Origin of the sequence: Bradyrhizobium hereditatis, from assembly GCF_020329435.1 — a bacterium.
In the GTDB taxonomy this organism is placed as follows: domain Bacteria; phylum Pseudomonadota; class Alphaproteobacteria; order Rhizobiales; family Xanthobacteraceae; genus Bradyrhizobium; species Bradyrhizobium hereditatis.
Map to the genome: position 1 here is coordinate 410,833 of NZ_JAGKJK010000001.1, position 13,375 is coordinate 424,207.

20 protein-coding genes and 1 tRNA gene are annotated in these 13,375 nt (G+C 61.4%); 9 read left to right on the forward strand and 12 right to left on the reverse strand.

The genetic code is table 11. The features are described from left to right. Positions 1-46 precede the first annotated feature (46 nt). The 4 genes from J6524_RS02100 to J6524_RS02115 form a co-directional block, all read right to left on the reverse strand. Positions 47-262, reverse strand: a complete 216-nt coding sequence (locus J6524_RS02100; RefSeq protein ID WP_225668614.1) for a hypothetical protein — start codon at positions 260-262, stop codon at positions 47-49. Between the two features lie 4 nt (positions 263-266). Continuing rightward, on the reverse strand, positions 267-719 hold the full coding sequence (locus J6524_RS02105) for a VOC family protein (RefSeq protein WP_225668615.1): 453 nt from the start codon (positions 717-719) through the stop codon (positions 267-269). Between the two features lie 145 nt (positions 720-864). Then, positions 865-1,044 (reverse strand): hypothetical protein, encoded by a 180-nt coding sequence (locus J6524_RS02110; protein ID WP_225668616.1) that lies wholly within the window; start codon positions 1,042-1,044, stop codon positions 865-867. A gap of 56 nt (positions 1,045-1,100) precedes the next feature. Continuing rightward, entirely contained in the window at positions 1,101-1,259 is a 159-nt protein-coding gene (locus J6524_RS02115) for a Flp family type IVb pilin (RefSeq protein WP_225668617.1), read from the reverse strand. Positions 1,260-1,448: 189 nt separating this feature from the next. On the opposite strand from J6524_RS02115, the gene J6524_RS02120 reads away from it, so the two are divergent. After that, positions 1,449-1,604 (forward strand): hypothetical protein, encoded by a 156-nt coding sequence (locus J6524_RS02120; protein WP_225668618.1) that lies wholly within the window; start codon positions 1,449-1,451, stop codon positions 1,602-1,604. Positions 1,605-2,021: 417 nt separating this feature from the next. Here the strand turns inward: J6524_RS02120 and J6524_RS02125 are convergent, their stop codons facing one another. The 3 genes from J6524_RS02125 to J6524_RS02135 all read right to left on the reverse strand — a co-directional run bounded on the left by J6524_RS02125 (position 2,022) and on the right by J6524_RS02135 (position 3,788). Beyond that, positions 2,022-2,216 (reverse strand): hypothetical protein, encoded by a 195-nt coding sequence (locus J6524_RS02125; protein WP_225668620.1) that lies wholly within the window; start codon positions 2,214-2,216, stop codon positions 2,022-2,024. Positions 2,217-2,355: 139 nt separating this feature from the next. Beyond that, positions 2,356-2,502 carry a hypothetical protein gene (locus J6524_RS02130; RefSeq protein WP_225668621.1) on the reverse strand — a complete coding sequence of 49 codons (147 nt, stop codon included), beginning with the start codon at positions 2,500-2,502 and terminating at the stop codon, positions 2,356-2,358. 752 nt (positions 2,503-3,254) lie between these two features. Then, complete coding sequence (locus tag J6524_RS02135; protein WP_225668622.1) at positions 3,255-3,788, reverse strand: hypothetical protein; 534 nt, start codon at positions 3,786-3,788, stop codon at positions 3,255-3,257. Here J6524_RS02135 and J6524_RS02140 point away from each other — a divergent pair. From J6524_RS02140 to J6524_RS02165, 6 genes are all read left to right on the forward strand, one after another. Continuing rightward, positions 3,778-4,539 carry an SIR2 family NAD-dependent protein deacylase gene (locus J6524_RS02140; protein ID WP_225668623.1) on the forward strand — a complete coding sequence of 254 codons (762 nt, stop codon included), beginning with the start codon at positions 3,778-3,780 and terminating at the stop codon, positions 4,537-4,539. The two genes, J6524_RS02135 and J6524_RS02140, sit on opposite strands and share 11 nt — an antisense overlap. A 208-nt stretch (positions 4,540-4,747) precedes the next feature. Then, complete coding sequence (locus J6524_RS02145; RefSeq protein ID WP_225668624.1) at positions 4,748-5,413, forward strand: cold-shock protein; 666 nt, start codon at positions 4,748-4,750, stop codon at positions 5,411-5,413. Between the two features lie 129 nt (positions 5,414-5,542). After that, positions 5,543-6,034: a DUF192 domain-containing protein gene (locus J6524_RS02150; protein ID WP_225668625.1), complete on the forward strand. Its 492-nt coding sequence runs from the start codon at positions 5,543-5,545 to the stop codon at positions 6,032-6,034. A 67-nt stretch (positions 6,035-6,101) separates the two neighbouring features. Next, a tRNA-Pro gene (locus tag J6524_RS02155) sits at positions 6,102-6,178 on the forward strand. Between the two features lie 75 nt (positions 6,179-6,253). Beyond that, entirely contained in the window at positions 6,254-6,835 is a 582-nt protein-coding gene (locus tag J6524_RS02160) for a CAP domain-containing protein (RefSeq protein WP_376711966.1), read from the forward strand. An 85-nt stretch (positions 6,836-6,920) separates the two neighbouring features. Next, entirely contained in the window at positions 6,921-7,145 is a 225-nt protein-coding gene (locus J6524_RS02165; protein WP_225669334.1) for a hypothetical protein, read from the forward strand. 343 nt (positions 7,146-7,488) lie between these two features. On the opposite strand, the gene J6524_RS02170 is transcribed toward J6524_RS02165, so the two are convergent. From J6524_RS02170 to J6524_RS02190, 5 genes are read right to left on the reverse strand one after another with little or no spacing between them, the layout of a single operon-like run. Further along, positions 7,489-8,256: an ABC transporter permease gene (locus tag J6524_RS02170; RefSeq protein ID WP_225668626.1), complete on the reverse strand. Its 768-nt coding sequence runs from the start codon at positions 8,254-8,256 to the stop codon at positions 7,489-7,491. Then, the gene (locus J6524_RS02175) at positions 8,253-9,017 is read right to left on the reverse strand and encodes an ABC transporter permease (protein WP_225668628.1); all 765 of its coding nucleotides are present in this window, start codon (positions 9,015-9,017) and stop codon (positions 8,253-8,255) included. The genes J6524_RS02170 and J6524_RS02175 overlap by 4 nt, the downstream gene beginning before the upstream one ends. Beyond that, positions 9,014-9,817: an ABC transporter ATP-binding protein gene (locus J6524_RS02180; RefSeq protein ID WP_225668630.1), complete on the reverse strand. Its 804-nt coding sequence runs from the start codon at positions 9,815-9,817 to the stop codon at positions 9,014-9,016. Before J6524_RS02180 ends, J6524_RS02175 begins: the two co-directional genes overlap by 4 nt. Before the next feature lie 4 nt (positions 9,818-9,821). Next, positions 9,822-10,520, reverse strand: coding sequence for a GntR family transcriptional regulator (locus J6524_RS02185; RefSeq protein WP_225668632.1), 699 nt, complete (start codon positions 10,518-10,520; stop codon positions 9,822-9,824). Between the two features lie 9 nt (positions 10,521-10,529). Beyond that, entirely contained in the window at positions 10,530-11,453 is a 924-nt protein-coding gene (locus J6524_RS02190; protein ID WP_225668633.1) for an ABC transporter substrate-binding protein, read from the reverse strand. Between the two features lie 87 nt (positions 11,454-11,540). On the opposite strand from J6524_RS02190, the gene J6524_RS02195 reads away from it, so the two are divergent. Together J6524_RS02195 and J6524_RS02200 are read left to right on the forward strand one after the other, a co-directional pair. Then, entirely contained in the window at positions 11,541-12,524 is a 984-nt protein-coding gene (locus tag J6524_RS02195; protein ID WP_225668635.1) for a fumarylacetoacetate hydrolase family protein, read from the forward strand. Positions 12,525-12,570: 46 nt separating this feature from the next. Then, positions 12,571-13,347, forward strand: a complete 777-nt coding sequence (locus J6524_RS02200) for a cyclase family protein (protein ID WP_225668637.1) — start codon at positions 12,571-12,573, stop codon at positions 13,345-13,347. The last annotated feature ends 28 nt before the right edge of the window (positions 13,348-13,375 follow it).

A 13,375-nucleotide genomic window follows, 5' to 3' on the forward strand; every position in this document is an offset into this window, starting at 1 on the left:
GCATGGCCTGTTCCTGCGCAAAAACAGCCCCACGCGACGGAACGTTTTATGATTTCGGAATCTGCGAGAGTGACAATCCGATCTGAAACAGCGAGTAGCCATCCCGCTCGACGGCTTCCCGCACTTCGGCGTTGACGTCGTCGGAATGGCGGCTGCGAGTCACCCGCCATTCGCTTTCGTGCGTGTCCGATGGAAACGGCGCATCCGCCTTGAGCACCAAGCGGTAACTCGGATTGCGGACGTGCACGAAGAATTTGTACAAGGCCTTACCAGTGGCCGGTGTTCGGCATCGAGGTCCACGGCTCCGCCGGCGGCTTCGGCTCGCCCTTCTGCAACAGCTCGATCGAATGCAGATCCGGCGAGCGCACGAAGGCCATGTTGCCGTCGCGCGGTGGCCGGTTGATGGTGATGCCCGCCTTCATCAGGCGATCGCAAGTCGCATAGATGTCGTCGACCTCGTAGGCGAGGTGGCCGAAATAGCGGTCCTCGCCGTATTTCTCCTCGTCCCAATTATAAGTGAGCTCGACCAGCGGCGCGCCGCGATTCTGGGGAGCGGCCTTGAACAGAGCTTCGTCTTCAGGCGCGCACAGGAACACCAGCGTGAAGCGGCCCTTCTCGTTGTCGACCCGGCGTACTTCCTTCAGCCCCAGCGCATCCCGGTAGAATTTCATGGCGGTATCTAGGTTGCGGACGCGCAGCATGGTGTGGAGATAGCGCATGTTTGTTGTCCTCTTGAGTTTGCGAAAACTGGAATTCGTTTCAGCTCCCGAGGGCAATAAGTAGCAGCAAATGGCAGCGTGGGGCAGGGGGTGCGCGCCACCGTATGCCCTTGTCGCATTCAATCAATCGAGCCAAAGCGTCCTGCTAGCTGCCGAGCGACATCGCAAGGGCCAGGATCGTGAAACCGGCCAGGATCCAGACCGCAAATCCCGCCAGCATCGAGATCAATTCATTTGGATCATTTCTGCCAAATAGCTTGAGAGCCTGCCGTCCGGTAGCGACGACAAGCAACTCGAAAACTCCGCTGACAAGGTGTTCGACCATTTAACTTACTAGTCCGCAATACACCGCGCCTTGCAGCCTCGGCAGGCACGGTGCCACTATCGCGTCAGCGCGGGGATCAGACTCTCGAACAGCTCCACGAGTCTTTCGCCGGTCATTCCAACGGCGGCGATGATGGCAAGGGCGATAAACCCGGCGATGAGGCTGTATTCGATGGCGGTCGCGCCGCTCTCGTCACGCAGAAACTTCCCAAACATGCATTCTCTTTCGAATTTCCAGGAGAATGTGTGGCACGCCCAAGTTGCCATAAAAACAATCGAAAGCGTAAAATTGCAAGCGTCTTTGACGCTGCGGGCAGCGCGCCGTCGTTCGCATCACCAGCGTGATCCCTCCCACATACGCGATTGCCTCCTTCGCCCATCCTGGTAGCCACGGAGGGACCGACCATGTACCTGCTCTATGGGCTGCTCATCCTGGCGATGATGTTCTTCTTCGTGCTGCCGATCACCGACGCCAGGACGGCTTGGATGAAGCTGTCCGTCGTCGGCAGCCTCGGCATATTGCTGGCCGCATCAGTTCTGGTGCCGCGTCTGATACACTAATCGGATCGGCCCGCCTCGACGCGCAACAACTGGCGTCTGCCGAGGGCGGGCGCTGGCTGATGCGAATAGGGGGCAGCATTATTATCGTGACGGGCAGCATTCTGGCGCGCGAGGATACTTTCGACGACGTGCTCCGCTCGTGCGTTGAGCATGTCGAGCGCTCCCGCAGTTGCCGAGCCATCCGAGATCGACCGCGACCGCAAAAGAAGAAGAGCGCTGTCGGGATCGGTTCGTCGATGGCGAAGACCCTCGCAACAAGCGGGCCGAATAGATGTGCCGTCAGGCCGTGCTGGCCGGCATCGGCGCCGTGCTGACGCTCGGCGTCGCGCACGCGCAGCAACTCGCATGGCGAGCGTGAGAGAGAGGGCGGTCGGACCCCGTCTGACCCTCACGCGCGAGATTGGTAGTCCTGTCAGGTCAGACCTTGACGTCGACTGCCGGCGTTTCTTCCGACTGCATATCGGCAATCGCCGCTTCGAGCGCGGCCGCCTTGGCATGATAAACGGCCTGAAGGTCCTGATTGATAGTGCTCGGCGGCGCCTTGGCGTTCTGATCGACGACGAGCTGAATTCTGGCCTGTGTCACTTCAACCGGTATGGGGTAAATGACCATGGTACAACCCTCCTGGCCAAACCCTCTCAGGCGCGTATTTACGTCTTGTAAAGAGGTTCGGTTAACGGCAGGTCGGTTCGACAGAAATAGGTAAACAGAGGCTTACGAGGTCGGCTTATTTTCATCGAAGGCAGGACGCTCAGTGAGTCTCTTCCAGCCGCTCCGCGTAGAGGCGGAATTCCTTGGCCATTTCGATCAGCTTCTTCGAAGCTTCGGGGTCCTTGACGGCTTCAGCGAGCCGGCGGGCCCTGTTGGCCTGCTCGCGATAGTGGTCAGCTTGGGTCATGGCGGCACCTTTTTAGATGAGTACGGATGCCACCAAAAAGGTTCGACGACCGTCACGGCGAGGTAACGCTATCTTAAGAGGGTGGTCGCTCCGAAAAAACGCGCCCCCTGTTCGTTCCAGGAGAACAAATGGAGTGTTTTTCTCAAACGGACGCGAGGTACCGGTTGCTACGCTTCAGCTTGGCATTTGCGCCAGAGCACCAATGTGGATCGGGAGAAGAGGGCGCGTATGCGGATAGCCGTGAAGCGAACTGGGACGCGGCCTGGATGCAGCCGTAGGCTGAAAGCGATCAAGCGCCGATCAGACCTGCAGGCCCGCCCGCGCAGGCGAGCCGCCCAAACTGACCAATGACCCGCGTTCAGCGATCCGGCAAATTCTCGCCCGGCGATTTGTGATAGGTCGCGATCGCTATGAAGCCGGCGTAACCGATCACATTGATCAGAATTTCCATCCACACGGGCATCATGACGCACCTTCCCTAACGGATTAACCCCGCAGGGGACGTATTAGTTCCTATGCAATGCGAAGATCAGATCCGCCCGATCGCATGGATCTTGGCGGATTACAGGCTCCGTCATGAAAACCCCGCCTACATCCGAAGATGGTAGACGGGGCACTTGGTGCATTCACCTCTCGCAAGGCTACTGCACTTAAATACAAACGTTGGTAGTCCCGCGTCGTTCCCGCGCTCTGGGAAATCTCTCGTTATTTCCCGGGCGCCATTCCGTCGGCGATAACGCGTCGGTTCCTCCTCAACGCCAAAAGGAAGGGCGGCCGGATTTCACGGCGTTGGCCAAGGTCGTCTCGCAATACTCTTCACGTTCACGTTCGAACTTCTGCTGAGTTTCCCTGAAGCTCGCGACGCGTGCTGAGATTTCGGCGCGATCGCGCGCCAATCGTTCTTCTTTTTCTGTCTTCGCCATCATCTTCTCATTGATTCGCGCCCCGCCGCGATTGGCAGGCGCGAATGGGGCGCGAATGGGGAAGCGGGTTGCAGTTTTGCGATGGCCTGCTGCTTCGAAGCGAAGGCGGTGGAAAACACGAACGGGAGTTCCAATGGCAAATATAGATGTGCATTCACTGAGCACCGAAGAACTTGCTGGCTTCGCGAGCAGGCTACCGACAAGCTGTTCGGGAAAGTAGCTCGGCGGCGCGCCAGGGCGGCGTGAGCGGGCAAGCGTAACGAGGCTACGCGGGCCAAAGTGCGCCGATCTGGTAATTCGAATGGCCGTGCTATAGTCGGCACGGTCCCAACCATTCGGGAAAATATCAGCTGTGATCGCCAAGGATTTGCGCAGTGGCGTCGAGCAGCTCGGCAACATGATCGCCGAAGCCGCATGTATCGTTCCCTTTACCGGAGCCGGAATTTCGACCGAATGCGGCATTCCGGATTTCCGCTCGCCCGGCGGCCTGTGGACTCGCAATCGCCCGATCGCATTCGATGAATTCGTCGCCAGCGCCGACGCACGGGCCGAGGCCTGGCGGCGGCGCTTTGCGATGGAAGAGACCTTTGCGGCCGCAAAGCCCGGTCGCGGGCATCGTGCGCTGGCCTCGCTCTACAAGGCCGGCAAGACCCCTGCGATCATCACCCAGAACATCGACAATCTGCATCAGGCGTCGGGCTTCAAGGCTGACGATGTCATCGAGCTGCATGGCAACACCACCTATGCCCGCTGCATCGGCTGCGGTCACGCCTACGATCTTCCTTGGGTGAGGGCGCGTTTCGAAGAAACCGGCAGTGCACCGGACTGCACACTCTGCGAGGAGCCAGTGAAGACGGCAACGATCTCGTTCGGGCAGGCAATGCCGGAAGATGCGATGCGCCGCGCCACCGAGCTGGCTCAGAGTTGCGACCTGTTCCTGGCCATCGGCTCATCGCTGGTCGTTTGGCCGGCCGCAGGTTTTCCGCTGATGGCAAAGAACTGCGGCGCGAAGCTCGTCATCATCAACAACGAGCCCACGGAACAGGACGATGTCGCCGATCTGGTGATCCGTCACGACATCGGCGAGACGCTCGGACCGTTTGTAGGCAATTGATCGCCAACTGATTCGCGTGATTCGCGGTTGCGCAAGCTTGTTCACAGCCTCCGCAATTTTGTTTTTTTTAGCTATGCGCCACAGTCGGGAGTGTTATCTTTTGATTCGAGAGATTCGCGCTGCGTTATCATGATGGGCATGGTGGGCGCGTGTTCCGGTCCGCTTCGGCGACAGCGGGCCGCTTTTTTGAAGTGTGAGGTCCGGGGTCATGGGGTCGGACGAATTTGGGTCCAAGAAGCTCGGGGGGCCGCCGCCAGGCGGGACAGGGCAGAACAGGCTTGGACCAGGTGAGTACACAACCGGTGCGCAACGCGACCCGGCGGTGGATGCACTCTCGGGGCTCGGCGATGCCGCAGCCACTCTTGTCGAAATATCAGGCGTCATCAAATGGTTCGACGCTTCCAAAGGGTACGGCTTCATCGTGCCGGACAATGGCTGGCCAGACGTTCTGCTGCACGTCACCGTGCTCAGGCGCGACGGCTACCAGACGGCCTATGAGGGCGCGCGCGTGGTGGTCGAGTGCGTGCAGCGCGCCAAGGGCTATCAGGCGTTCCGGATCATCTCGATGGATGAGTCGACTGCGATACATCCGGCGCAGATGCTGCCGCCACGGACCCATGTCAGCGTCACGCCGACCAGCGGGTTGGAACGAGCGCAAGTCAAATGGTTCAACCGGCTGCGCGGTTTCGGCTTCCTGACCTGCGGCGAGGGCACGCCGGACATTTTCGTCCACATGGAAACGCTGCGCCGCTTCGGCATGACCGAGCTGCGCCCGGGCCAGTATGTGCTGGTGCGCTACGGGCCCGGCTCCAAGGGCATGATGGCGGCCGAGATCCATCCCGAGACCGGCCCGTCGGCACTGTCCTCGCACTGAGGTAGCTGCGTCGCTGACGCAAACGTGAGCCGGCCGCCGTGCACCAGCGCGGCGGCCTGTGGTATTTGCCGCCATCCTTGGGTTAGGGTTCCCCGGCCAATTCCCCGAGATTCAGGCGTGAGTGCTTTAATGAGTTTCGCTTTTGTGGTTGCGCGGACCGGCGACCGCCTGACGCGGCCGCTGGCGGCGCTGTTTGCCGTGCTCGTCTTTCTCTGCGCCGCATCAGTTGCGCGGGCCGCGAGCGTTCAGCCGCTCGAGATCGTCACCAAATCGGGCGTGCACGTCTTCTCGGTCGAGATGGCGACCACCGAGGAGGAGAAGCAGACCGGGCTGATGTGGCGGAAAGAACTGCCCGACGGAAAGGGTATGCTGTTCGACTTCTCCCCGGAGCAGCAGATCTCGATGTGGATGAAGAACACCTACATCCCGCTCGATATGATCTTCATTCGAGCCGACGGCCGTATCCTGCGAATCGCCGAAAATACCGAGCCGCTCTCCACCAAGATCATCTCTTCGGGCGGACTGGCGAGGGGTGTGCTGGAAGTGATTGCGGGCACGGCCCAAAAGTACGGGATTCAGCCCGGCGACCGGGTGGCGCACCCCTTGTTTAGCAAGCGCTGACTGCCAGCCATCGCCTTGCTGGCGGCGGCTTTAGCGTGTATCTGACGCACTTCTTGAAGTATCAGATCGGGGTATAGCGCAGCCTGGTAGCGCGGCAGTTTTGGGTACTGCAGGTCGTTGGTTCGAATCCAGCTGCCCCGACCAATAAGATCAATGACTTGCTGCGCCCTTTTAGGGTTGAATCTTCCCAGCGCGATGGGGAGGGGCAGGGGAACAATTGTGGCTGGTAGGAAGACGGTCATTGTGATCGGGCGGGCGCTCCTGCTTGCTCTGGTGATTTGTTTTGCCGCGACGGTCGGCAGCCGGCCGGCCACGGCCAGTCCCGCTCAGATGATCTCTGACTTTCGGCTGAAGCACGGGGAGAAGCGCGTAACCCTGGATGCGACGCTCACGCGGATCGCACACGATCAAGCCCAGGCAATGGCCGCACAGGACAAGCTGGATCACGATGTTCTCGGCCGGTTCACCACGCGCGTCAGTCCGGCGGGTGCAGGCCGGGCGGCAGAGAACATTGCATACGGTTACGAGAGTTTTCCCAATACGCTCGACCAGTGGATCAACTCGTCAGGGCACCGGAAGAACCTCCTGTTGCCCGGCGCGACGCGCGTAGGTGTTGCCAGCGTCAAGAGCGCCAAGACCGGTCGCACCTATTGGGCCATGGTGATTGCAGGCGATTACGAGCGTCCCAAGCCGAAGACTTCGCCAAAGGGTTCGAAAGAGTCAAAGCAGGCAAGCGCGGCGAAACCGAAATCGAGCGGGGCTGAGTCCTGCCGGCTGAAGATTCTCAGCCTCTGCTTCTAGAACGAAGTGCGTTGACGTTCCGCCATTCGCCGCTTGCAATATTGTTCCTGTTATGTTCTCATTGGTCGTTCTTCGGAGGTGACCAATGGATGTCGAGAAGCAACGCGAAATCATCCGGCTCTGGAATCGCATGCGCCAGGTCGAAGGTCCGCTCGCGGAGGAAATCCGGATTCAGATTCTTAAATGCTTCGCGCAGCCGGAGGCACCCAGCGCGCGCATGAAGGAGCGGCGTGCGGTGCTGGGTCGTATACCGGTTCGAACTGCGCAGATCTATCGGATCGGCGAACGCAGCAACAACGCAACGCTCTAACGGCTTTCATATTCGGCGCGGCTGATTCGGCAGCCGTCACTATTGACGGAATCGACGCGCGATGCATGCTGCACGCATGTTGTCGCGTGTGCGCAATCATTTTCGGGATGCGAAGTTCGCCCGCATGAGTAGCGGGACGTATTGCATCATCCGCGATCTCGGACTGGTCAAGGGCGGCAAGGGGATGCGGCACCATGAAGTGCTCGTAACCTTCAGCTTTCGGGCATTGTGGCGTTGGATTGGAGGCGTCTGTCGCGACGCTATCGGTGCGAAGAAGCGCGCAGCTTGGCTTGAACGCCTTCCGGAACCCGTCTCGGAGAACGCTTCGCAAGCGGTGGCTGTCTCACCGTTGCGCCGCCTGCCACGCCAATAGTTTGTTCTCCGCAAGTGACATCGCCACCGACGTCACGTAGCCGGTCACGCCGAGCAGAATGACGCCGGCAAACAGGTCAGCCGAGCGGAACGCGCGCGCCGACAGCAGCACCCAGTGGCCGAGCCCATCGAGGCCGGCCAGGATTTCGCAGACCACCGAGAGAATCAGCGCCACCGTCAGGCTGAGCCGCATGCCGGCGAGAATATCGGGGCTCGCGGAGGGCAGCGCGATCTTGAAGATCACGGCAAGCCGCGACATCTGCAGCGACCGCGCCACTTCATAGAGCCGCGGCTCGACCGCGGCGAAGCCGTGGATGGTCGCCAGCATGATCGGCCAGATCGCGCCGAAGGAAATCACGAACAGCGCCATCGCCTGCGTCAGTCCGAGCATGGCGATCGCCACCGGAATGATCGCCGAGACTGGCAGCGGCCGCAGGAATTCGAGCGACGGCGCGACATAGGTCCGCATCGTGCGCGACGAGCCGATGATGGCGCCGATGGCGATGCCGGCGATCGAGGCGGCAAGCCAGCCATAGGCCATGTGCTCGAGCGTGCCCGCGAGCTTGCTCCAGAGATCGCCGGAGGAAAATCCACGCACCAGCGCGGCCCAGGCTCTGTCAGGTCCCGGCAAAAACACCGGCGAGACCAGTTTCAGATTGGCGATCAATTGCCAGAGCGCGATGAAGCAGGCCGCGACTGCGAAACTCGCCACGCGCCAGAGGATGACGGCACGGTTCATTGGCCGCCTCCGGTGAGCGCAGCGCGTCCGAACAGGCGGTTCTGGGCGATGACCAGAAGGACATTCAGCGCATAGCCGATGATGCCGATCCAGACCAGGTAAGCCAGCATCAGGTCGGGGCGGAGCGCCTGCTGCGCCAGCATGATGCCGGCGCCCAGCCCGAGCGGATTGATCGCGATTTCGACAGTGACGGCGACGATCAGCGCGATGCCGGCCGATAGGCGGAAGGCCACGAAGATCCGCGGGAGCGCCGCCGGGATGATGATCTTCCAAACCCGCTGTGCCGGCGGCAGCCGCAGCGCCCGCGCCACTTCCATCAGGCGCGGCTCGATGCTGCGCACCGCCGCGCGGGAGAGGATCAGGACCGGCCAGACGCAGGCAAACGCCACGATGGCGATCTCCATGCGGTAGCCAAAGCCGAGCGCGATCAGCGCGATCGGAAGCAGCGCGATCGAAGGGATTGGCCTGATGGCCTCGACGGTGACTTCCATCAGGCGATTGAGCGTGTCGGAAATCCCGAACGCAATGCCGAGCGCAAGGCCAATGACCGTGCCGATCGCAAGCCCGGCGAAGGCGGAAAACAGCGTGTCGCGCGTGGCGGTCAGGATCGAGAGATCGGCAAAGGCGCCAATCAGCGCCATCACGATCTCGCTCGGCGGCGCGAGACTGTCGCTTTGCAGATGGGTGGCGCGCGCCCAGACCTCGAACGCCACCAGGATGCCGAGCGGCAGCACCAGCGCCTTGGCGGAATTTGCAGTCACTGCTCGGTCGCCTTGATGAAATCGAACAATTGCCGCCGCAGCCGCAGGAATTCCGGATGTTCGCGAGTCGAGAGCTGGTCGCGCGGCCGCGGCAGGTTGACGGCTAGTTCGATGCCGATCCGTCCTGGATGCGGCAATAGGCCGATGACACGGTCGCCGAGATAGATGGCTTCGTCGAGGTCGTGAGTCACGAAGATCACGGTGGCGCCGCTTGCCGCCACCAGCGACAGCACCTCGTCCTGCAATCCCTGCCGGGTCATCGCATCCAGCGCGCCGAACGGCTCGTCCATCAGAAGCGTCTTCGGCTCCTGCGCCAGGCAGCGCGCGATCTGCAGGCGCTGCTGCATGCCGCCGGACATCTCAGAGGGGTATTTGCCGGCATGGCCAGGCAGGCCGACGGTGCGCAAGAGTTCCTCGATGCGGGCAGGGCGTTCGGCCGACGGCATGCCGCCTGCCTCCAGCGCCAGCGAGACATTGCCCGCCGCGGTGCGCCAGGGCAGCAGCGCCTTGCCGTAGTCCTGGAACACGATCGCGATCTCGCGGCGCGGCTCTCGCATCGGCTGGCTGTCGAAATTCACCTTGCCGCTGGTGGGCTGGTAGAGACCCGCCGCCAGGCGCAGCGCCGTGGTCTTGCCGCAACCGGAGGCGCCGACAATGCAGAGGAATTCGCCGGCGCGGACTCCAAGGCTCAGATTCTCGATGATGGTCTTGCCGCCGAGCTGCAGGGTAACCGACTCGAAGGCGATTTGCGGTGCGGCAGTGCCTGAGACGGCTTCGAGGCGTTTTGCGGCGCTTGCCATGATGTCAGTTCTCGTTGCCTGGGGGGTAAACGAAATCCATGGTCGAATGCAGATGGGCCGTCAGCATCGCTTGCGACCCCGGAATGTCCCGCGCGATCACGCGATCGGCGAGCAGCTGGTGCGCGCGGACGAACTTTTTGCCGCTGTCGAAGGACCGCATCATCACGCGCCGGTAGCGATAGGCCTGATCGTAGAGGTCGGAATGGGCCGCGAGCATGCGCTTCGAGCCGCAGGCCGCCAGCAGCGCGGTGTGAAAACCCTTGTGCAGCCGGTCGAAATCCTCCGCACCCTCGCGAAATTCGTCGCCGGTGCGCTCGATATGGCGGCGCATCTGGTGCAGCGCGCTGACGATGCCGGCTTCCCAGGCATCGTCGCCGTGGGTAATTGCCAAACGTACGGCCTCGACCTCGATCGCCGTACGCATTGTGGTGATGTCGAGCAGATCTTCGCGGCTGATGTCGGCGACGCGAAAGCCGCGCTGTCCGATGCCGACGATCAGCCCGCGCGACATCAGCCGCGACAGGCCCTCACGCAGCGGCGTGGCGCCGATCTCATAGCGCTGCACGAGGTCGACGATGCCAAGCCGCGATCCTGGCGCCAGATGACCGGCCAGAATGTCCTGCTCGACCAGCATGGCCGCACGCTCGCTCAGCGTGGCGGCCTCGGTCAGCGGTCGGTTCGGTTGGCGTTCGGTGGCTGGCATCGCAATCCGTTATTTCAAAACCAGTTTCGACGTATCGAGCTTCGACTGCAGCATCTTCTGCGACGACATCACCTCGATCCACCAAGCCAGCTGCTCGGGCTTCAGCGCCGGCTCGGAGCGGTTCGGCGGCGTCGCCTTGACCAGGTCGATCGGCTGCTTGGTGAACTTTGCAATTGAATTTGAAGCCTTTTCGCGGTCGTTATTGACGATCTCGGCGGACTCGGCGAGCGCATCGCGGAATTTCTTGATCGCCACGGCGTTCTTTTCTGCCCATTCGCGCGAAGCGGCATAGAAGATGATCGGATCGGTGCGCGCGAGATCGACAGCATAACGCGCGCCGACCGTGCCGAGCCCAGCATTGGTCATTCGCGTCACCAGCGGCTCGGCGGTCAGCACGGCATCGACGCCGCCTGATTTGATGATGTCGGCCATGGTCGGGAAGGTGACCTCGACGAAATTGACGACCTTGGGATCGACGCCTTTCTCCACCAGCCATTTGACGAATAGGACATGCAGGAAGGCGTTGAGGCCGGGCGCACCGACCTTCTTGCCGACGAAATCCTTCGGCTCCTTGATGGTAACGCCGTTGCGGACAAAGGCGGTGATGTTGCCGTTCGACACCGGGCTCATCACGGTCGCGCCCGCAACGGCGACGAGGTCTAACCCGCCGTCAACGGCTTGCAGGAATACGGTCGAGGTCGGCCCGCCGATCTGAATCGAGTTCGACAGGATCGCGGCCGGGATGTTCGAGTTGATCGCGATCGGCGTCATCTCGACCTCAAGGCCGTGCTTTTTGAAAATGCCCTCGTCGATCGCCACCATCGCAGAGGCGCAGTCCGATGTCGCCGTGCAGCCGACCTGGATCTTGGCTTGGGCAAAGGCGGCGCCGGTCAGCGCTACGGTGACGGCAAGCACGGCAAGGGTCTTCTTCACGGTGTCCTCCCAGTCACATTTTTCTGTCTTGTTTATCGATATTTTTTTTGATCATATATTTCGGGAGAAGACAAGCGGGCGCATCCAGTGAAACTTGCGACATTCAAATCCGGCGGACAGGAAAAGATCGGAATCGTGCATGGAAGCGATACGCTTCTGTTTGACCTTGCGGCCGCCGCCAGCCGCAGCGGCAGCGTCAATCCCGCCTTCGCATCGATGCTGGCATTGATCGACGCCGGCGAGGCCGCGCTCGAGCAGGCGCAAAAGCTTTTCGAAAAGCATGGCAAGGACGAGAGCCTGTCGGCGCCGGTGGCTGCGGCGGAAATCCTCGCGCCGGTCCCGGAGCCGCGGCAGATGCGGGACGGCATGTTGTTCCCGCTGCACATCCTGCAGGCCCCGCGCGGGCAGCTCAAGCTCGCTGCGCGCGCCAAGGGCGACATGGCGGAGCTGGCGCGGATCGAGGCCGAGCCGCTCGGCGAACTGCCGGAGGTCTATCGCAAGCAGCCGATCTACTACATCACCAACCGCTTCAGCGTGCGCGGCACTAACACCACCGTGAAATGGCCGCGCTACAGCCAGGTGATGGACTATGAGCTGGAATTCGGCATTATCACCAGGAACAAGGGCGCTAATATCTCCGCCGCCAAGGCCAAGGATCACATCTTCGGCTACACGATCTTCAACGACTTTTCCGCGCGCGATGCCCAGCGTATCGAAATGGAGGGGCGGCTCGGGCCGGCGAAAGGCAAGAGTTTCGACGGCGGCAATGTGTTGGGGCCATGGATCGTGACGCCGGACGAGATCGGCGATCCCTACAAATTGAAGATGGAAGCGCGCGTCAACGGCAAGACACGTTCGCAAGGGATAAGCGAGGGCATGCTGTTCTCGTTCGAGGAGATCATCGCCCATATCAGCCAGGACGAGACGCTGATGCCCGGCGAGTTCATCGGGTCCGGCACCGTCGGCAATGGCTGCGGCCTCGAACTCGGCTGGTATCTCGAGCATGGTGATACGATCGAGCTCGAAGTCGAGAAGATCGGTATTTTGAAGAACCGGGTCGAGCGGCAATAGGCTGCTCGCGGATCGCGCAAAAAGAATACGCTGGAGAGGAAACGCCATGGCGCGCAAACTGATCGACATTTCCGTTCCCCTGCAAAACGATGTGCCGGCCGATCCGCCCGGCAACCACCCGACCATCCAGTACATCGATCATCAGCAGGGCCTGCCGCGGATGCTGCAGTTCTTCGATGGGCTAAAGGCCGAAGACCTGCCTGATGGCCAGGGCTGGGCGGTGGAGCAGGTATCGCTCTCCACCCACAACGGCACGCATCTGGATGCGCCCTGGCATTTCCATCCCACGATGAATCGCGGCGAGCGTTCATGGACGATCGACGAGGTGCCGCTGGAGTGGTGTTTTCAGCCGGGCGTGAAGCTCGACTTCCGGAATTTTCCGGATGGCTATGTTGCGACCGCCAAGGATGTTGAGGCGGAGCTCAAGCGCATCGGGCACACGCTCTCGCCGCTCGAGATCGTTGTGGTCAACACCAGCGCCGGGGCCAAATATGGCCGAGAGGATTACGTCATCTCCGGCTGCGGCATGGGCTATGAAGCGACGATGTATCTCCTGGAACGCGGCGTGCGGCTAACCGGCACCGACGGCTGGAGCTGGGATGCGCCGTTCGTCTACACCGCAAAGAAATATGCCGAGACAAAGGATGCCAGCCTGATCTGGGAAGGTCACAAGGCCGGCCGCCACATCGGCTATTGCCACCTCGAGAAGCTGCACAATCTCGAGCAACTGCCGTCAACCGGCTTCATGGTGTCGTGCTTCCCGGTGAAGATCGAGCGCGCATCCGCCGGCTGGACCCGTGCGGTTGCCATCCTCGATGGCTGAGGGTTGCTCAGCACAACAACCAAAATAG